General features: G+C 75.6%; 16 protein-coding genes and 1 pseudogene. All 17 read right to left on the bottom strand.

Annotated elements, in window-relative coordinates:
- Window positions 1-192: pseudogene (locus tag ACZ6CZ_RS33755) on the bottom strand (phosphoglycerate dehydrogenase); the annotation flags it as partial.
- A 54-nt stretch (window positions 193-246) separates the two neighbouring features.
- On the bottom strand, window positions 247-750 hold the full coding sequence (locus tag ACZ6CZ_RS33750; protein WP_469029020.1) for a flavin reductase family protein: 504 nt from the start codon (window positions 748-750) through the stop codon (window positions 247-249).
- Window positions 751-802: 52 nt separating this feature from the next.
- Window positions 803-1,756, bottom strand: coding sequence for a hypothetical protein (locus ACZ6CZ_RS33745; protein ID WP_469029018.1), 954 nt, complete (start codon window positions 1,754-1,756; stop codon window positions 803-805).
- Window positions 1,753-2,388: a 4'-phosphopantetheinyl transferase family protein gene (locus ACZ6CZ_RS33740; protein ID WP_469029014.1), complete on the bottom strand. Its 636-nt coding sequence runs from the start codon at window positions 2,386-2,388 to the stop codon at window positions 1,753-1,755. The genes ACZ6CZ_RS33745 and ACZ6CZ_RS33740 overlap by 4 nt, the downstream gene beginning before the upstream one ends.
- A complete protein-coding gene (locus tag ACZ6CZ_RS33735) occupies window positions 2,385-3,581 on the bottom strand; it encodes an acyl-CoA dehydrogenase family protein (RefSeq protein WP_469029011.1) in 1,197 nt (398 codons plus the stop codon). The genes ACZ6CZ_RS33740 and ACZ6CZ_RS33735 overlap by 4 nt, the downstream gene beginning before the upstream one ends.
- Complete coding sequence (locus ACZ6CZ_RS33730; protein WP_469029008.1) at window positions 3,574-4,782, bottom strand: acyl-CoA dehydrogenase family protein; 1,209 nt, start codon at window positions 4,780-4,782, stop codon at window positions 3,574-3,576. The genes ACZ6CZ_RS33735 and ACZ6CZ_RS33730 overlap by 8 nt, the downstream gene beginning before the upstream one ends.
- Window positions 4,779-5,051: an acyl carrier protein gene (locus ACZ6CZ_RS33725; RefSeq protein ID WP_469029006.1), complete on the bottom strand. Its 273-nt coding sequence runs from the start codon at window positions 5,049-5,051 to the stop codon at window positions 4,779-4,781. Before ACZ6CZ_RS33725 ends, ACZ6CZ_RS33730 begins: the two co-directional genes overlap by 4 nt.
- Window positions 5,051-6,379 carry a type III PLP-dependent enzyme domain-containing protein gene (locus ACZ6CZ_RS33720; RefSeq protein WP_469029004.1) on the bottom strand — a complete coding sequence of 443 codons (1,329 nt, stop codon included), beginning with the start codon at window positions 6,377-6,379 and terminating at the stop codon, window positions 5,051-5,053. Before ACZ6CZ_RS33720 ends, ACZ6CZ_RS33725 begins: the two co-directional genes overlap by 1 nt.
- Window positions 6,363-7,877 carry a class I adenylate-forming enzyme family protein gene (locus ACZ6CZ_RS33715; RefSeq protein WP_469029001.1) on the bottom strand — a complete coding sequence of 505 codons (1,515 nt, stop codon included), beginning with the start codon at window positions 7,875-7,877 and terminating at the stop codon, window positions 6,363-6,365. Before ACZ6CZ_RS33715 ends, ACZ6CZ_RS33720 begins: the two co-directional genes overlap by 17 nt.
- Window positions 7,877-9,145 carry a hypothetical protein gene (locus ACZ6CZ_RS33710; RefSeq protein WP_469028999.1) on the bottom strand — a complete coding sequence of 423 codons (1,269 nt, stop codon included), beginning with the start codon at window positions 9,143-9,145 and terminating at the stop codon, window positions 7,877-7,879. The genes ACZ6CZ_RS33715 and ACZ6CZ_RS33710 overlap by 1 nt, the downstream gene beginning before the upstream one ends.
- Window positions 9,135-10,514: a TrpB-like pyridoxal phosphate-dependent enzyme gene (locus tag ACZ6CZ_RS33705; RefSeq protein WP_469028996.1), complete on the bottom strand. Its 1,380-nt coding sequence runs from the start codon at window positions 10,512-10,514 to the stop codon at window positions 9,135-9,137. Before ACZ6CZ_RS33705 ends, ACZ6CZ_RS33710 begins: the two co-directional genes overlap by 11 nt.
- Window positions 10,511-10,789, bottom strand: coding sequence for an acyl carrier protein (locus ACZ6CZ_RS33700; RefSeq protein WP_469028994.1), 279 nt, complete (start codon window positions 10,787-10,789; stop codon window positions 10,511-10,513). Before ACZ6CZ_RS33700 ends, ACZ6CZ_RS33705 begins: the two co-directional genes overlap by 4 nt.
- 133 nt (window positions 10,790-10,922) lie before the next feature.
- A complete protein-coding gene (locus ACZ6CZ_RS33695; RefSeq protein ID WP_469028992.1) occupies window positions 10,923-12,212 on the bottom strand; it encodes a glutamate-5-semialdehyde dehydrogenase in 1,290 nt (429 codons plus the stop codon).
- Between the two features lie 6 nt (window positions 12,213-12,218).
- On the bottom strand, window positions 12,219-12,959 hold the full coding sequence (locus ACZ6CZ_RS33690) for an SDR family NAD(P)-dependent oxidoreductase (protein WP_469028989.1): 741 nt from the start codon (window positions 12,957-12,959) through the stop codon (window positions 12,219-12,221).
- Entirely contained in the window at window positions 12,956-13,687 is a 732-nt protein-coding gene (locus ACZ6CZ_RS33685) for an alpha/beta fold hydrolase (RefSeq protein WP_469028987.1), read from the bottom strand. Before ACZ6CZ_RS33685 ends, ACZ6CZ_RS33690 begins: the two co-directional genes overlap by 4 nt.
- Window positions 13,687-16,863, bottom strand: coding sequence for a non-ribosomal peptide synthetase (locus ACZ6CZ_RS33680; RefSeq protein WP_469028984.1), 3,177 nt, complete (start codon window positions 16,861-16,863; stop codon window positions 13,687-13,689). The genes ACZ6CZ_RS33685 and ACZ6CZ_RS33680 overlap by 1 nt, the downstream gene beginning before the upstream one ends.
- Window positions 16,860-17,114 (bottom strand): phosphopantetheine-binding protein, encoded by a 255-nt coding sequence (locus tag ACZ6CZ_RS33675; protein ID WP_469028981.1) that lies wholly within the window; start codon window positions 17,112-17,114, stop codon window positions 16,860-16,862. The genes ACZ6CZ_RS33680 and ACZ6CZ_RS33675 overlap by 4 nt, the downstream gene beginning before the upstream one ends.
- Between the last annotated feature and the right edge of the window lie 76 nt (window positions 17,115-17,190).

The following is a 17,190-nucleotide window of genomic DNA, read 5'->3' as shown; positions in this document are numbered from 1 at the left end:
CTTCGCCGCGGCGATGGCCTCGGCGTCGACCTTGGTGGCGGAGCGGATCAGGATCGCGTCCACGTCGGCGACGGCCGGCAGCAGTTCGGCGCGGTTCGCTCCGCTGCAGTGCCGGACCTCGACGTCCGGTCCGAGCGCGTCGACGGTGGCGGGCGACAGCTCTTCAGCGATGAGTACGACGGGTCTGCGCATGGGAATTGCCTTCCTCGGTGGGGGCGGGGCGGGCGGCGACGCGTCAGGGATGCGTCACCCACCCGCCGGGTACTGGCCGCCCGCGTACAGCACGGTGGGCGGCCGTTCGTCGGCGCGGGTCCAGCTCACGGCGCCCGCGACGAGGGTGTGGTCGAACATGCGGACCGAGCTGCTGACGTCGCACACCGCGGCCACCGAGGCCGCCGTCAGCACCGGGACGCCGTCCTGCGGCTGCCAGGCCACGCCGGCGAAGCGCTGGGCCGCGGTGCCCGTGGCGAACTGCCGCGCCAGGTGCCGGGCGGCGAAGGGCAGCACGTTGACCGCGAAGGCGCCGCTCGCCAGGACCTGCTCCAGCGTCCGGCTCGCGGTGGACAGCGACACGAGCAGCGCCGGCGGCCGCAGCGACAGCGACATGACCGCGTTGACGGTGCAGCCGACCGGTCCGTCGGGGCCCTGCACGGTGATCACCGCGACGCCGGTGGGCAGCCGGGCCATCGCGTGGCGGAAGGCCTCGCCCGACACTCCGGGGGGCGCGGACAGCAGGCTCTCGGTCGTCATCGGGTGTCCCCGCCTTCGGGGGTACCGGGCTGACACACAGTGCTTTCCATGATCATCCTCTCTGGGGGAGGGCCGCGCCCAGGGCGTGGTGGGCGGTGAGGAGCTGCTCGACGCAGCGGTCGACCACGCCGGGGCGGGGCCGGCCGCGCGCGGCGGACTGGGCCGCGAACCGCAGCGTCCGGGGCAGTTCGCCCCAGGCCGCCGACGCGGCCGCGGCCGACTCCGGGTGGAGCCGGCCGTCCGCGGCCGCGAACGCCAGCGCGTAGCTGTGGTGGCGGGCGGCCGCCCACAGGTCGTCGACGTACCGGGCGAGCGCCGCGGCGTCGGCGCGGAAGGCACCGGCGACCGCCGTCAGCGACGGCTCCAGGGCGAGGCTCCAGGTGCCCGGTCCCGGTGCGTCGTCGTCGTGCGGCGGCGCGGGCTGCCAGGCCAGCCACCGGTACTGCCCGGCGGGCGGCACGGGAATCTCCGCCCCGAGCGCCAGCCGGTCCCGGCGCACCACCTCCGGCGCCGGGTCCGGCACCGGGGACAGGGCCGCGGCCAGGTCGGCGTCCTCCACCCAGCCCAGGAACGGCTCCTGGTCGCCGAACGGGGTCAGGGCCGCGAAGTGGTCGGCGACCAGCCAGCGGCCCGCGCGGTGCTCACGCAGCAGCAGCCAGTGCGGGGCGTCCGCCCGCCCGTGGGCCGGGGCCCAGGGCAGATGGCGGGTGTTGCCCGCGGCCAGCACGCGCCGCTCGCGGTGGAGCAGGTCGAGCAGCGCGGCCCGGGCGGCCGGCCAGTCGGGGGCGCCGCGGTAGGCCAGCTCCCGGCCGTCCTCGGTGCGGTCCACCCGGGGGTGGTGCGAGAAGGCCAGCTCACCGGGCGGCAGGTCCAGGCGTACGGCGAGCCGGACGCCCTCGGCGAAGCGGCGCCGGACGCCGGGCACGTCCGGTGCCAGATACGCCAGGAGGTTGGTCGTGTAGCAGCTGAGGTCCGGCATCGTGGCCGGCGCGCCGGTCAGGTTCACGGGAGGTCCAAGTCACGGTGAGGGGCGGAGAAAGCGCAGCTCAACGGGGTGTTCGAGCGGTCGCGCAGGCTGATCCACCGGAAGTCGTGCCACTGTCCGTGGCGCCGGCCGGGCGGGATGTCGATCGCCCACGGCCGCCCGGACAGCCCGGTCCCGGCCGCCTTGACGCAGGCCTCCTGGGCGGTCCACACCCAGGCGAACTCGGCCGCCCGCCTGCCCTGCGGCAACGCGCCCACCTGCGGGGTGTGCGCGCCCAGGCAGCGGCGCAGCAGCGCGTCGGGCACGTCGTCCGGGGGCTGCTGGACGTCGACGCCGACCCGGCGGTGCGGGGCGACGGCGACCGCGACGGCGTCACCGTCGTGGGAGATGCTGATGCCGGTGCCGGGGTCCCCGGCGAGGACGGGACGGCCCTGCTCCTCGGCCAGCACCGGCTCGTCGGCCAGCTCCGGCAGGGTGGTGCGCAGCAGGTGCCGCAGCAGGGCGCGGCTGGCCAGGAACTCCTCCACCCGCCACCGGGGCAGGACGGCCGCGGCCGCCCGGTCGTGCGGGTGCGGGTCGGGGCGGGCCCACTGGCCGCGTTCGCCCCGCGCCACCCAGACGCCGGGCGTGACCTGGAGCGTCAGAAGAGTCATGAGCGCAACTCCGTGAGTACCGTGTCCGCGTGGTCGGCCACCGTGGCGAGGACCAGTTCCGTGACGCCGCCGCCGATGCCCAGGACGCCCGCCTCGCCGCGGATGCGCTGGGCGCCGTCGCGGGCGAGGCCGTCGGCGCCCTGGAGCTGGGCGCATACGGCCAGCACCGGATCGGCGACGAGTCCCGCCGCCGACTTCAGCAGCGCCGCCGCCGCGAGGTCCTGGCGGCGGGTGACCCGCTCGCCGAGGCTCTCGCACAGCGCGCGCAGCTGCCGTACCTGCACCAGGCAGGCGGCGTAGCGCTGGCGCACGGCGTCGTGGTGCCACAGGGGCCGCCCGTCGACGTGCCGCCGGGTCAGCCGTTCCTTGGTGTCGGCGAGCACCCTGCTGGTCAGCGCCACCGCCCACAGCGCGCCCGCCAGGCGTTCGGTGCCCATGTGCCGGGCGAAGACCGCCATGCCGCGCCCGGGGCGCCCCACGACGTGGTCCGGCGGCAGCCGTACGCCGTCGAGTTCGACGTGTCCGGTCGCCGAGCCGCCGAGCAGGTCGGTGTCGGCCGGGCGCACCCGCACACCGGGCGCCGCGGCGGGGACCAGCACCCAGGTGAAGCTGGTGAAGTGCCGGCCGGGCCGGTGCCGGGCCAGGACCAGCAGCCGGTCGGCCGCGCACGCGGTGGTGATCCAGCGTTTGCCGCCGGTGAGCAGCAGCCCGTCCGCTCCGATCGTCACCTCGGTGCCGAGGCCGGCCAGGTCCGAGCCCGCCGCGGCGCTGTCGGTGGCGGCGAGCGCCACCGTGGACGCGCCGGACAGCACCTCGTCGAGCGCCTGCCGCACCGGCCCCGACGCGGGGGCGCAGGCGGCGAGGAGCGGCAGTGCGCTGGCCGCCTGGACCAGCACGCTGAGGGTGACGCCGTTGTCGCCGCGGGCGTCCACGGCCCCGATCAGCTCGGCGAGCCGGGCCGGGTCCGGGGCGCCGGCGCTCCTCGGGTCCCGGCCGTCGTGGTCCCGGCCGTCACGGTCCGGGCCGTCGTGGTCGCCGTCGGGGTCGAGGAGGGCGGTCAGGACGCCCGCCGCGCCGAGCGCCGCCCACACCCGGGACACCGGCGCGCCCGGTGGAACCGCGGCCAGCGCGGTGGCCGCACGTGGGCGGTGACGCGCCGTCGGGGCGCGTTCCGCCTGGAGCAGGTCAGACAAGACGCACCTCCGCGTCGAGCAGGGCGAGCTTGCCGTCGACCAGGTGGAGCCGGTCGTTGCTGTAGTTCAGGGCCGCCGAACGCAGGTCCCGCAGGCTCTGTTCCAGCCGGGTGGGGGAGTCCTTGAGGTAGCCGTGGCGCATCCCGACCGCGTCCACCAGGCCGTCCACCGCCCGGTGGCACTCCTCCGCCGCGGTGATCTTCAGCGCGTTCAGCAGCAGCTGCACACGCGGCACGCTCAGGTCGTCGGCGGTCGCGACGACCTGCCGGGCGCGGTCCAGCAGCGCGTGCACCGTGTCGATCCGCTGCCGGGCCCGCGACAGCCGGGTCAGCAGCAGCTCGGAGTCGAGGTTCACGCGCCCCCGGTTCTGCGGGGAGCGCAGCAGCTTGACGACGCGGGACAGGGCGCCCGCCGCGGTGCCCAGCCAGCAGGCCGACCAGCCCAGGTGGGCCATCGGCCCGAACACCGTGGTCACGATGGTCCGGAACGCGCCGTGCTCGCCCACCACCTGATGCGCGGGCACCGTCCCGGTCAGCCGCAGGGCGACGCTGTGGCTGGCGCGCATGCCGAGCGGCTGCCAGTCGCCCGAGCGTTCCACCGTGAGCTGGTCACGGTGGGCGTAGACCAGCGACACCTGGTTGGGGGAGGCCGGCGGCGGGCTCTGCATGGTGACCAGGAAGCCGTCGGCGTACTCGCCGCCGGTGACGATCGGCGCGAACCGGTCGAGCACCAGCTCGCCCTCGCGCGCGGCGAGCGCCGCCTCGCTGCTCAGCAGGTGGCCGCCCTTGCCGGCCTCGGTGGTGACCGACGCCAGGTACATCCGGCCCGCGGCTATCTCGGGCAGCAGTTCGTCGCGCAGCCGCTCGTTGCCGTAGCGCACCACCGCCGCCACCTGCTGGCAGTGCATCGCGAAGATCATCGCCACGGACATGTCGACCCGGCCCAGGGCGACGGAGGCGGTCACCATGTCGTCGGTGGTGCCGCCGAGGCCGCCGTGGCTCACCGGGACCAGCAGCCCGAGCAACCCCGTGCGGCGCATCTCCTCCAGCGCCTCCACCGGGAACGACGCGTCCCGGTCGGTGCGCTCCACGTGCTCGGCCGCCACGGCGGCGACCCGCGCGACCCGGTCCGTCAGTCCCGCCGCGGTCAGCGGTGCGGCGACCGGCGCCGGCCGCACCGGGGCGAACGTCGGCGCGCTCATGCGGCCGTCACCTGGGTCCCGTCCGCGGCGTACCGCGCGTCGAGCGCGGCGCGCACCACGGTCCACAGGCTGCCGGCGGTGGCGAACGTGTCGTCGTTCATGTCGTCGTCCGGCAGGGTCACGCCGAAGGTGTCCTCGATGGCGAACAGCAGCTCGATGGCCTGCATCGAGTCCAGGCCCAGCTCCCGCAGCGACGCGTCGGGGGTGATCTCCTGCTCGCCGAGGAACTTCAGGAACGGGGTGAGCAGTTCGGTGAAACGGGCATCCATCACTTCACTCCAGGGTCGGTTCCGGCCGGGGCCGGGACGGTGGTGCGGGTCAGGTGCAGGCGGGTGACCTCGGGGGCCGCGCCGGGGCGGTCGCCGTCGACGACGGCCTCGACGGGCAGCGGGTGGCCGAGGAAGGCGACGAGGCTCGCGCTCAGCCCGTAGGCGCCGACGTTGGGGACGGCCACCACGTCGCCGGGGACGAGCGCGGGCAGTTTCGCGGCGCGCGCCCAGGTGTCCAGCGGCGTGCACAGCGGGCCGGTGACCAGGGTGTCGAGGACCGGCCCGGGGCCGTCGCCGTCCGGGGCGCCGCCGCGGGTGACGCGGGGCACCAGGCGCGGGTTCAGGGCGGGCAGCCGGCGCAGGCCGGACATGCCGCCGAGGTGGTTGATGCCGGATTCCAGGACGACGACGTCCTTGCCGTGGGACCGCTTCACGTCGAGCACGGCCGTCAGCAGGGTCCCGGCGGTGCCCACCAGGTAGCGGCCCGACTCGAAGACGACCCGGGTGCCGTCCTCGTGCCGGCCGGGCAGTTCCCCGTCCAGCAGCGCGGTCAGCCGGGGGCGCAGCCCGGACAGGTCGATCCGCGCGCCGTCCGCCGCGAACGGCGCGCCGAAACCGCCGCCGAGGTCCAGCACGCGGATGCGCACACCGTGCCGGGCCAGGGCCGCCGTCAGGGTCGCGGCGGTGCGCAGCGAGCGGGCGAACTGGCCGGCCAGCGCGTCCACCTCGCCGAGGTTGGTGCCCATGTACAGGTGCAGGCCGACGATCTCGGCGTGCGGCCGGTTCGCGAACCGCTCCGGCTGGTCGAGCACCCACCGGGTGTCGGCGCCGAACTGCGAGGCCACCCCGGTCATCGCCAGGCCCTGGCCCGGCACCGGCTGGTCGTCGTTGACCCGCAGCAGGCACCGCGCGTACACCCCGGCCCGCCCGGCCAGCCGGTCCAGCTGCCCGATCGCGTACGGGGAGTCCACGGAGAACGTCCGCACGCCCAGGCGCAGCGCGTGGCCGATCTCCTCGTCCCGCTTGCCCGGGCCGGTGTACAGCACGTCGGCGGCCGGCCAGCCCGCGCCGAGCGCCGCCTCCAGCTCTCCGCTGGAGCACACCTCGGGCAGCGCCCCCCGCTCGCGCAGCACCCTCAGCAGGGACGGGTGCGCGTTGGCCTTGAGGGAGTAGTACAGGCCCGCGCCGTCGGGCAGCGCCCCGCGCAGCGCGTCGTGGTTGCGCCGCACCTCGGCCAGGTCGTACACGTACGCCGGGGTGGGGACGTGCCGCAGGACGTCCGCCGGCACCGGCGGGGCCGCGAGGACCGCGCTACTGGGCTCGGACACGGCTCGCCTCCCGGGCCAGGGCGGCCAGCGCCTTGCGGTCGACCTTGCCGTTGCCGGTCAGGGGCAGCGCGTCGACGACCAGGCAGTGGCGGGGGATCTTGAACTCCTCGATCTGCTCGCGCATGCCCTGCAGCACCTCCGCGGGCGACAGCTCCCCGACCGCGAACAGCACGGCGGGGGCGGGGCTCGCCGGCGGCAGCACGGCGGCCGCGCCGACCGCCGGGATACGGCGGGCGGCGGCCTCCACCTCGGTGGCGCTGACGCGGAAGCCGTTCTCCTTGTAGATGTCGTCGCGCCGGCCGTCGAAGTACAGGTATCCCTCCTCGTCCACCCACCCGTAGTCACCGGTGTGCAGCTGCGGCAGCAGCCCCTCCACCCGGCGGAAACGCTGCGCGGTGAGGTCCGGGCGGCGCCAGTAGCCCGCCATGACGTTCGGGCCGCGCACCACGATCTCGCCGATCTCCCCGGGCGGCCTGCGCCGCCCGTCGTCGTCGACGACGAAGACCTCCGTGCCCGGCAGCGCGCGTCCGCTGGAGCCGGGCCGCTCCAGGTCGCCGTCGGGCGGCATGATCGTGGCCCGCTTGCACTCCGTCAGGCCGAACATCAGCTGCACCCGCAGGCCCGGCAGCGACGAGCGCAGCGCCCGGAGCGTCTCGGCCGGCATCGCCGCGCCGGTGTTGGTCAGCAGCCGCAGCGGCGGCTTGTCCCGGGAGGCCCGGCGCAGCAGCCGGGCCAGCGCGTCGGCCACCGACGGCACGGCGGCCAGCACGGTGGCGCCCGTGCGCACGAGGTTGCCCAGCAGCGCCGGACCGACCTCGGCGGGCCGGCCGATCACCACGTGCGCACCGGCCTGCGCGGACAGGAACAGCTGGTACAGGCCGTAGTCGAAGGAGAGGGGCAGCGGGCTGTAGACGACGTCGTCCGGGCGGTACTCCAGCACCGACTGGATGGCCGTGGCGGCGAACGTCAGCTGCTGATGGGTGCTGACGACGGCCTTCGGCAGCGACGTGGTGCCGGAGGTGTAGATCAGGCACACGGGGTCGACCGTGAGCGGCCCCGTCCAGGTGTCCCGCGGCGCGGGCGAGCGGCCGAAGGCCACCGCGGCCACCGCCTGCGTGCCGGCGGTGCGCACCCCGCGGCGCTGCGCGGCGAACTGCGAGTCCGGCGCGTCGGTGACCAGCAGGGCCGGCTCGCAGTCGTCGAGGACGTGGTCGAGCTGGATCCCGTGGACCTGCTCGTGCAGCAGCGAGAAGGCGACGCCGACCCGGGAGGCGGCGTACACCAGCGCGGGCTGGGCGGCGGAGCCGGGCGCGCAGACCACGAGCCGGTCGCCGCGCCGCAGCCCGCAGGCGTGCAGCCAGGCGGCCAGGCGCCGGGAGGCCGCGTCGAGTTCGCGGTAGCTGAGGGTGTGCTCGCCGCTGGTCACGGCGGGGCGCTCGGGCCACCGGGCGGCGGCCCGGTCGAGCAGCTCGTGCAGCAGGTCGGCGTGGGCGGACATCAGTTCCCTCCGGTACGGGCGACGGGACGGACGGGGTGCGGCGCCGTCGCGGGGGCGGGCAGGGCGCGCAGCGCGATGCGGCAGATGCCGTCGACGTGGTGCAGGTTCTCCGGGACGAGGTCGTCGGCGTCGAACTCGACGGCCAGCTCACGCTCGAGGCGTTCGACGATCTCCACCACCCGGAAGGAGGTGAAGCCGGGTACGTCCGCCAGCGGCAGCCCGTCGAGCAGGGCCGCCGGGTCGGCCTTGAGCACGGCCCCGGCGGCGGCCGCGACCCGGGCCCGCAGCGCGGCGGGCACGGGCGTGGCGTCGGCCGGCCGCGGCTCGGGCGCGCGGAACGCCGTGGAGCCGAACGCCTCCCGGTCCCGGCGCAGCTGCCCGGCCAGGCGGTCGAACACCTCCCGGGCCTCGGGCCGGCCGCGCTCGACCCGGCGGTAGCCGAGGTAGACGCTCTCGGCCAGCGACTCCCACGCCGTGACGTGCGCGAGGGCCGCCGTGTCGTCGCCGAGCAGGCCGCGGGAGCGCAGGAAGCGGGCGTGCAGCTTGCGGGAGCGGGCGAGCAGCCAGGTCTCCAGGGTGAGCCGGTCCAGGGCGGCGAGCCGGTCGGGGTGGTCCGCGTACGCGGCGACGTACCGGGCGGCCGTCTCCTCGTCCGCCAGGTCGGGTGCGGCGCCGGCCGGGGCGGCCGGACGTCCGGCCGGGGCGAGGGTGACGGCCAGGGCCGGTCCGGGCACGGCGGCGGCCAGCCCGGCGCGGTCCAGCGGGCGGCGGACCGGGCGGGCGCTGCCCCAGGGTGTCTCGTTGTGGTAGCCGTCCACCACGACGGCGTCCGCGCCGGCGGCCGGCTCCAGCAGGAAGCTGTGCTCCATGTGCCGCCGCCCGAAGTACGGCACCCACGGCAGGTGGTAGGCGTCGGCCACCACGTAGCGGCCCTCGGCCGGGGCGATCGCCTCGCCCGCCCGGGTGGTACGGCGCTCCACGACGGTGAGCCCGAGGAGCGGGGCCGCCTCGCCGAGCTGCTCGGTGGCGGAACGTTCCACCGTGGGCAGCCCGTCCGGCCCCGGCACCGGGCGGAAGCGCAGCACGGAGCCGAGGTCCAGATGGGTCCCCGGGCCGTACCAGCGGTCGGCCAGGACCGCCAGGTTGACCTGGACACAGTCGAACAGCGCCCACTCCACGGATCCGGGCATGGACACGGGCTCGGACGCGGCTGCGGTGGCCGCGGTTGCGGTCACGGCCGCGGTCGCGGTCGCGGGGTCAGCGGCCATGACCGGCCCCCGCCTCCGCCAGCCGCTGCGCCGGCTCCACCGGTTCCAGACCGCCCATGGCGCGGCGCAGCGCCTGCGCGTCCGGCGCCTCGTTGCTCAGCTCGCCGTCCAGCAGCTGCTGGTAGGCGCCAAGGTCCAGGTAGCCGTGGCCGCTGACGCACACCACCACGCCCTTCTCGGCGCGCAGCGTGCCGTTGTTCCCCTCGGCCCCGGCGCCCGCCAGGCGCGCCGCCGCGGCCAGTGCGTGACCGGACTCCGGCGCGGGCAGCACCATCTCGCCGCGGGTGAAGCGGCGGCCGGCGTCCAGCGCCTCGACCTGCCCGACGGCGGTCGCCGCGATCTGGTCGCGGTGGCGCATCGCCGACAGCACCTTCGCCGCGCCGTGGAAGCGCAGCCCGGCCGAGTGCGAGTCGGGGATCGGATACGAGCTGCCGATGGTGTACATCGCCTCCATCGGCCCGGTGCCGGTGGCGTCCGTGCGGTCGTAGGCGTACGTGCCCCGGGTCAGCTTGGGCGTCGTGCTGGACTCGGCGGCCACCAGCAGCGGCGGCTCGGTGCCGGCGGCGGCCGCGGCCGAGAAGAACGGCAGCGCGATCCCGCCGAAGTTGGAGCCCGCGCCCACGCAGCCCACCACCGCGTCCACCGACGCCTCCAGGCCGGCGAGCTGCTCGGCGGCCTCCAGACCGATCACCGACTGGTGCAGGATGCTGTACGTCTCCCCGCTGCCGATGCAGAACGCCGCGCCCTCGGTGCGGGCGGCGTACTCCACCGCCTCGCCGATGGCCAGTGACAGGCTGTTGACGCCGGCCTCGCTCTGCCGGGCCACCTCGGTCAGCGGGCTCGGGCTCGCGTGCACGGTGGCCCCGAGGGTGCGCATCAGCGTGCCCCGGTACGGTTTGCGGCGCAGGCTGCCGCCGACCATGAAGACCGTGCACTTCATCCCGAACATCGCGCAGGCCGCCGCCAGGGCGGTGCCCCACTGCCCGGCGCCGGTGCCGCTGACGAGTTCCCGCACCCCGGCCCGCGCGTAGTAGTAGGCCTGCGCGAGGGCGGTGTTGAGCTTGTGGCTGCCGGAGATGTTGCCGCCCTCGTACTTCACGTAGATCGGCACCCGGGCCCCGACCGCGCGCTCGAAGCCCCGGGCCCGCCACAGCGGCGTCGGCCGGAACGCCCGGTAGGCCTCGGCGACCTCGGCCGGGATCTCCCAGTACTCCTTCAGCTGGACGCTCTGGCGCACCAGCTCCATCGGCAGGTTGACCTGCACGCTGCCGCCCCCGGCGGCGCTCTCGGGCGTACGGTCCGCGGGCAGCCGCTCGTCCAGGTGCGGCAGGACGCTGCGCCAGCGGGCGGGCGGTTCGGTGCGGCTCATCGGGACGCCTCCGCCGCGGACACGACGATCTCGATGAGGTCGTGGACGGTCTGGAAGCTGCGTCCGACGAACAGGTCGTCGGGCAGGACGATGTCGAGTTCGTCCTCCAGTCGCACCAGCATGCCCACGAATCCGAGCGAGTTGACGCGCAGGATCTCTCCGTTGAGCGGCTCGTGGTCGTCGATGTCCGCGGGGCGCAGTGACAGCCGGGACTCGGCGATGACCACGCGCTTGACGGACTCGGTGACCGCGGTGCGGTCCAGCCCGGTGATCATGGTTCCTCCGTGGAAGGTCGGGAAGGCCGGAAGGCCGGGAAAGGCCGGGACAGGCCGGCGAGTTCAGGCGGATCAGGCGGATCGGGCGTTCGGCGGGGCCCGGCGGCCCCGCCGCGGCACGGGGGCCGGGGGGTCAGGGCCGGGACGCGGTGAGGGGGCTGCGCAGCGTGCCGTGCGCCTCGACGACCCAGCTGTGGGTGACCAGCGAGCCGAGCGTGACCGGGCCGCGCACGTGCATGCGGCCGGTGCTGATGGAGATCTCGGAGCCGAGGCCGAGCGTGGGGCCGTCGTGCAGGCGCAGCGAGCCGTTGACGACGATCGCCGCGGCGTCCACCCGGCGGGTGAACTCCTCGCTCACGCCGCCGTCACGGGCCAGCACGCCCTCGGTGTGCCCCGAGCCGTGCCGCCGGATGTGGGCCAGGGCCTCGTCGAGGCCCTCGACCGCGCGCACGCCGATCGTGGCGTCCAGGAACTCCCGGCCGAGGTCGTGCTCGCGCAGGTCCTCGATCCGCCAGGGCCCGCCCTCGGCCTGCCCGCCGGGCCGCGCCACCCGCGGGTCGAGCCGCACCGTCACCTGCCGCTGCCCGCGCTCGGCGGCCCGCACGATCGCGGCGACCAGGTCACCGGCGACCTCGGCGTCCACGAGCATCAGCTCCGCGGTGTTGCAGGCGGTCGGCTCCGGCAGCTTGCTGTCCAGGGCGACCTCGGCGGCCAGCTCCAGATCGGCGCTGCGGTGCACGTAGACGTGGTTGACGCCGCCGCCGCTGGCGATCACCGGGATCGAGGAGGCGCCGCGGCAGTAGTCGATGAGCGAGGGGCTGCCGCGCGGGATCAGCACGTCGACGGCGTCGGGCCGCTTCAGCAGGGCCCGCAGCTGCGACCGGTCGGGGTCGTCGAGGACGGTCACCAGCTCGGCCGGCAGCCCCGCCGCCGACAGCGCCTCCCGGGCCACGACCGCCAGCGCCTCGTTGGTGCGGGCGATCTCCTTGCCGCCGCGCAGCAGCACCGCGTTGCCGACCGCGACCGGCAGCAGCGCGCCCTCCACGGTGACCGTGGGACGGGCCTCGTACACCATGAACACCACGCCGAGCGGCTTGGGCGAGCGCAGCCGCACGCCCCAGTCGCCCACGGGCACGCCGGGGTCGCGGGCGGTCACCTCGGCCAGTTCGGACAGCACGGCGGCGGTGAGCCGCTGGAGCCGGCCGAGGTGGTCGTCGGTCAGCCGCAGCCGGTCGAGCAGGACCGGGGACAGGCCGCGCTCGGCGGCGCGGTCCACGTCCTCGGCGTTGGCCTTCAGGACGGCCGGCCAGTGGTCGGCCAGGCGCCCGGCGAGTTCGCGGCAGTAGCGGGCGTAGGCCGGGTCGCCGGTCGGCGGTGCGGCCGCCAGGGCGGCCCGGGCGGATGTGAGCAGTGCGTCGGTCATGATCTCCTACCACATGAACTGGCCGCCGTCGACGATCAGCTTCTGGCCGGTGACATAGCCGCTGAGGGGGCCCACGAGGTACTCCAGGGCGTCGGCGATGTCGTCGGGGGAGCCGATGCGACGTTGCGGGATCTCGGACAGGACGGCGGCGCGGTGCCGGGGTTCGGTCAGCCGGAACCGGGTGACGAGCTCCTCGGTCTCGGTCATTCCGGGGATCAGGCAGTTGACCCGGACGGCTGGTGCCAGCTCCAGGGCCAGGCACTTGGTGAGGTGCAGCAGCCCCGCCTTGGCGGCCGCGTAGTTGACGCCGTTGAGCCGGGGGCGGATGCCCGTGGTGGCGCCGACGTTGACGACGGTGCCGTCTCCCGCGGCCAGCATGGCCGGGGCGAACGCCTGGGTCAGGTGGAAGGGCCCGGACAGGTTGGTGTCCAGCACCCGCTGCCAGTCGGACTCGGTGAGGTCGAGGAACGGGCGGTCGATGTTGATGCCGGCGTTGTTCACCAGCACCCGCGGCGTGCCGTGCTCGGCGAGGATGTGCCGGGCCGCCGCGCGCACCGCGTGGCTGTCGGCGACGTCGGCCCGCACGGCGATCAGGCCGTGCTCGCCGGCGGCCCGTTCGGCCGCCTCCTTGTCGGCCCGGTACAGGGCGACCGTGCGGTGGCCGAGGCGCACCAGGCGCCGGGACAGGGCAAGGCCGATGCCGCGGGTGCCGCCGGTGACGACGGCGAGCGGACGGGATGTGGTCATCGTGCGTACTCCTGTGCGGCGTCGGCCCGGCGGGCCAGGAACTCGTCCAGGTGCCCGAGCAGACCGGGCTGGTGGGCGGGGTCGAAGACCTCGAAGTGCCCGCACGCGAGGTGCCGTACGGTCAGCCGGTCGGCGAGGCGCCGCCAGCGGTCGATCTGCCGGGTGCGCTGGGCGCCCTCGCAGGCGACCAGCAGGGCCGGCCCGGCGCCCCGGACCTCGGTGCGGTGACCGGCGCCGGCCCGGATGTGCGCGAACGCCGTGGCCCGCGCCCGGGCCGCGTCCCGGCCGCCGCCCAGGTGGCCGACGGACCGTTCCACCGCGGCCCGCAGTCCCTCCCGTACGGCGGCGTCGACGCTCTCCCGCTCGGCGAAGCTGTCGATGAGGACGACGGCGGGCGCCGGCCCGTCCTCGGCGAGCCGCGCCGCCAGCTCCCAGGCGATCACCCCGCCCAGCGACCAGCCGACCAGCACGTCCGGCCGGCGGTCCAGCCCCCGCACCAGGGCCAGGTAGCGGCGGGCCATCACCGCGACGCTGTCGTCGGGTTCCTCGCCGGCCAGCAGCCCGTCGGCGCGGATGCCGTGCACGGTGCCGTGGCGGGCGAGCCGGCCGGCGAGGCCGAGGTACTGGGCGAGCCCGCCGCCCGCCGGGTGGACCAGCAGGCTGTGCAGCGGGCCGGGCCGCCGGGCGAGCAGCACCAGCAGGCGCGCGTCGGCGCCGGTCGTGTCCATCAGGCACCGCCCCCGGAGCTGATCCAGGCGGCCTGGGCGCGGATGGTGGGGTCGCGGAAGAAGTCGAGGACGGGGATCTGCACGCCGTGGCGTTCCTCGATCATGGCGCGCGCGGTCATCACGTTGAGCGAGTGCGCCCCGTACTCGAGCAGCGAGCGGTCGACGGGCACATCCGTGCGGCCGAGCAGCTGTCCCCACAGTTCCTGCAGCCACGCCTCGACCGGGTCGCCCGCCGCGGTGACGGCCCCGGCGCCGGACCGGCTCTCCTCGCGGACGGCCCGCTCCGCCTCCTTCACCAGGACCGGGCGATCCACCTTGCCGTTGCGGGTCAGGAGCACGGAAGGGACCGTGAAGACCCGCGAGGGCGCCATGTACCCCGGGACCGCGCCGGCCACCAGGCGCCGCACGTCGTCCGGGTCCGGCGAGCGGCCCTCCTCCGGCACGCAGAACAGCACCAGCTGCCGTTCGGCGCCCTCCCCGAGGACGGCGGCCACCGCGAGGCGTACGCCGGGGTGGGCGGCGGCCGCGGTCTCCAGCTCGCCGAGTTCCACCCGGTAGCCGCGGATCTTGACCTGGTCGTCGTCCCGGCCCAGGAAGACCAGCGTGCCGTGCTCGTCGCGCAGCACCTGGTCGCCGGTGCGGTACATGCGGGCGTCGGGCCGCTCGCCGCGCGGGTCGGGCAGGAAGCGCTCCGCGGTGCGCTCGGGATCGCCGACGTACCCGATCGCCGGGCAGACGCCGCCCAGGTACAGCTCGCCCGGCACGCCGAGGGGCGCGAGGTGGCCGGTGCCGTCGATCACCTGGGCGGTGGTGTGGGTGATGGGGCGGCCGATCGGCACGTGCGACGGCCACGGCCCGCTGCCGGCCACGAGCCGGTGCGTGGTGACGGCGTGGGTCTCGGTGGGGCCGTAGAGGTTGACCAGCCGGATGTGCGGGCGGTCGGCGAAGAAGCGCCGGATGCCGTCGTCCAGGAGCAGCTGCTCCCCCGAGACGCACAGCAGGCGCAGGTCCGGCAGGTCGTCCCCGGCGTCCTGCGCGGCCCGGGTGAAGGGGCGCAGCGCGGCGACGGGCAGGTAGACGTGGGAGATCCGCAGCGCGCCGACCCGGTCCAGCACCGCGGGCAGGTCCCGGCGGTCGGCCGGCTCCCGGGAGACCAGGGTCCCGCCGGCGACCAGGGTGGGCACGATCTCCTGGAAGGAGACGTCGAAGCCGAGGGGGGCGTACTGGAGGAAGCGGGTGTCCTCGTCCATGTCGAGCGCGTCGAGCTGCCAGGCGGTGAGGTTCACCAGCGGGCCGTCGCCCATCAGCACACCCTTGGGCCGGCCCGTGGAGCCGGAGGTGAACATGATGTACACCCCGTCCGCGTCGCCGCCGCCCCGGCTGTCGCCGCCGCCGGTGTCCGCGGCGGCCTCCCCGGCCGCCGCGTCGCCGTCGCCGGAGCCGGTCAGCTCGCTCAGCGCCAGCACCCGGGCGCCGTCGACCGTGCCGCGGCCGACGACCAGCCGGCAGCCGGCCTTGCCGGTCATGTAGGCGAGCCGCTCACCGGGCAGGGACAGGTCCAGCGGCAGGAACACCGCGCGCCGCTCGAGTACGGCGAGGACGGCGACGACCGTGTCCACCAGCGTCGGCGTGGTCAGCCCGACCACGGTGCCGGCGCCGACCCCGTGCCGGGCGAGACCCGCGGCGGCCGAGCGCACCAGCCGCGCCAGCTCGCCGTAGGTCACCCGGCGGCCGTCCTCCTCGACGGCGGTCGCACCGGGCCGCCGGGCCAGCGCCGCGCGCAGCCAGCGGCGCAGGTCCGGGTGGGGCGGCCGGCGCCAGAAGCCGTCGTGGGCGTGGGACTCGGCCGACGAGGCGTCCTCGAACAGCTCGGCGAGGACCGTGCCGGGGTGTGCGACGGCCTTGTCCAGCAGCCCGGTCAGCGAGTCGGCCAGCGCGGAGACCACGGGTTCGGGCAGCAGCTCGCGGTCGTGCTCCAGCTCCAGCAGCCAGCCGTCGGGGCCGGGCGTCACGCCGAGCCACAGGTCGAACTTGGCGGTGCCGTTGCCGTGTTCGCGCACCCCCAGCACCGGCGAGCCGGGCTCGGCGCCGGTGGCGTCCTGCATGGCGAGCATGCAGGAGAAGACGGGGTTGCGGTTGGTCGAGCGGTCCGGTTCGACGTGGCGCACGATGCGGTCGAAGGAGACGGCCGCGCCGCCCTTCACCCGGTCCGTCTCGGCCTGGACCGTCCGCGTGACGAACTCGTCGAAACGCTGGTCCCAGGGGACGTCGACGACGAGCGGCAGGGTGTTGACGAAGAAGCCGCACAGGTCGAGGGAGCCCAGGGTGCGGCGGGCCAGCACCGGACTGCCGAAGACCACCGAGGCGTTGGCCGAGTGCCGGGCCAGCAGCGCCGCGTAGACGGCGGAGAAGAAGACGAAGGGGCTGACGCCGAGCGCCGCGCAGACGTCGTCGAGGGCGCGGGAACGCTCCGGGGACAGCCGGATCTCCCGGCGTGCGCCGGTGAAGGCGGTGGTGGCGGGCCGGTTCGGCCGCGGGAAGACCACGGTGGCGGGCACCGCGCGCAGCCGCTCCGCGAGTTCGGCGGCCGCCCGCTCGACCTGCTCCTCCTCGGCGGCCGACAGCTGTGCGGCCAGCTCCCGGCACAGGGCCCGTTCGCGGGCGACGCGCACCCGGTCGACGTCGAGGTCGCCGCGTACGGCCGAGGTGAGGTCGCGGACGAACTGGCGCAGCGAGAAGCCGTCGAAGACCAGGTGGTGCACGACCAGCAGCAGCGTCGAGCGGGACAGGCCGTCGGTGTGCAGCAGCACCGCCCGCAGCAGCGGGGGCCGCTCCAGGTCGAAGGCGTGGCCGCCGAGTTCCGCGAGCAGTTCGGCGCGCCGCCGCTCGAAGCCGGCGGCGCCGGTCACGGCCACCCGCAGCGGGATCTCGTCCGGGACGGTGCCCAGTTCGGCGTGCGGGGTGGGCCGCCGGCGTACGGCCAGGCGCAGCGCGGGCTGGACGGCCAGCACGTCCGCGAGCGCCGCGCGCAGGTCGCCGGGGGTGAGGGCCGGGTCCAGTTCCAGCTCGGCCAGGACGTTGTAGAGGTGCGGGACGGGCACGGTGTCGTGCACGACGAGCAGGCCCTGCTGGGCGGCCGTCAGCGGCAGGGTGGCGAGCTGGGGCGCGACGGTCATCGCACGCTCTCCGCCGGCACGAGCAGACCCCGCAGCCACTGCTGGAGGTCCCCGACCGTACGGACCGCGGCGAGGCCCGTCGGGTCGATCTCCTGGTCCGGGTCGGGAACCAGCTCGCTGGCGATCCGCACCACGGACAGTGAATCCAGTCCGACCTCGGCCAGCAGGGAATGGTCATGGAAAGGCACGCGCACATACCTCCTGACCACCGAAATGATGTCGCCGCCGGTCATGTCGTCCGTACGGTTCATTACTCAGACTCCTCAGGCAACGGTCACTGTTCATGACGCGTGAATGATGATTCAGCAATTGCCGAAGAGGGGTCAA

This window comes from Streptomyces sp. NPDC041135 (genome assembly GCF_055592085.1).
This window is presented reverse-complemented; position numbering and strand designations above follow the sequence as displayed.

Coding starts and splice junctions, on each gene's coding strand:
- ACZ6CZ_RS33710 (WP_469028999.1), bottom strand. CDS start 9,145: ATGGCCGCTGACCCCGCGACCGCGACCGCGGCCGTGACCGCAACCGCG.
- ACZ6CZ_RS33675 (WP_469028981.1), bottom strand. CDS start 17,114: ATGAACCGTACGGACGACATGACCGGCGGCGACATCATTTCGGTGGTC.
- ACZ6CZ_RS33695 (WP_469028992.1), bottom strand. CDS start 12,212: ATGACCGACGCACTGCTCACATCCGCCCGGGCCGCCCTGGCGGCCGCA.
- ACZ6CZ_RS33690 (WP_469028989.1), bottom strand. CDS start 12,959: ATGACCACATCCCGTCCGCTCGCCGTCGTCACCGGCGGCACCCGCGGC.
- ACZ6CZ_RS33715 (WP_469029001.1), bottom strand. CDS start 7,877: ATGTCCGCCCACGCCGACCTGCTGCACGAGCTGCTCGACCGGGCCGCC.
- ACZ6CZ_RS33680 (WP_469028984.1), bottom strand. CDS start 16,863: ATGACCGTCGCGCCCCAGCTCGCCACCCTGCCGCTGACGGCCGCCCAG.
- ACZ6CZ_RS33725 (WP_469029006.1), bottom strand. CDS start 5,051: ATGGATGCCCGTTTCACCGAACTGCTCACCCCGTTCCTGAAGTTCCTC.
- ACZ6CZ_RS33730 (WP_469029008.1), bottom strand. CDS start 4,782: ATGAGCGCGCCGACGTTCGCCCCGGTGCGGCCGGCGCCGGTCGCCGCA.
- ACZ6CZ_RS33705 (WP_469028996.1), bottom strand. CDS start 10,514: ATGAGCCGCACCGAACCGCCCGCCCGCTGGCGCAGCGTCCTGCCGCAC.
- ACZ6CZ_RS33685 (WP_469028987.1), bottom strand. CDS start 13,687: ATGGACACGACCGGCGCCGACGCGCGCCTGCTGGTGCTGCTCGCCCGG.
- ACZ6CZ_RS33750 (WP_469029020.1), bottom strand. CDS start 750: ATGACGACCGAGAGCCTGCTGTCCGCGCCCCCCGGAGTGTCGGGCGAG.
- ACZ6CZ_RS33700 (WP_469028994.1), bottom strand. CDS start 10,789: ATGATCACCGGGCTGGACCGCACCGCGGTCACCGAGTCCGTCAAGCGC.
- ACZ6CZ_RS33740 (WP_469029014.1), bottom strand. CDS start 2,388: ATGACTCTTCTGACGCTCCAGGTCACGCCCGGCGTCTGGGTGGCGCGG.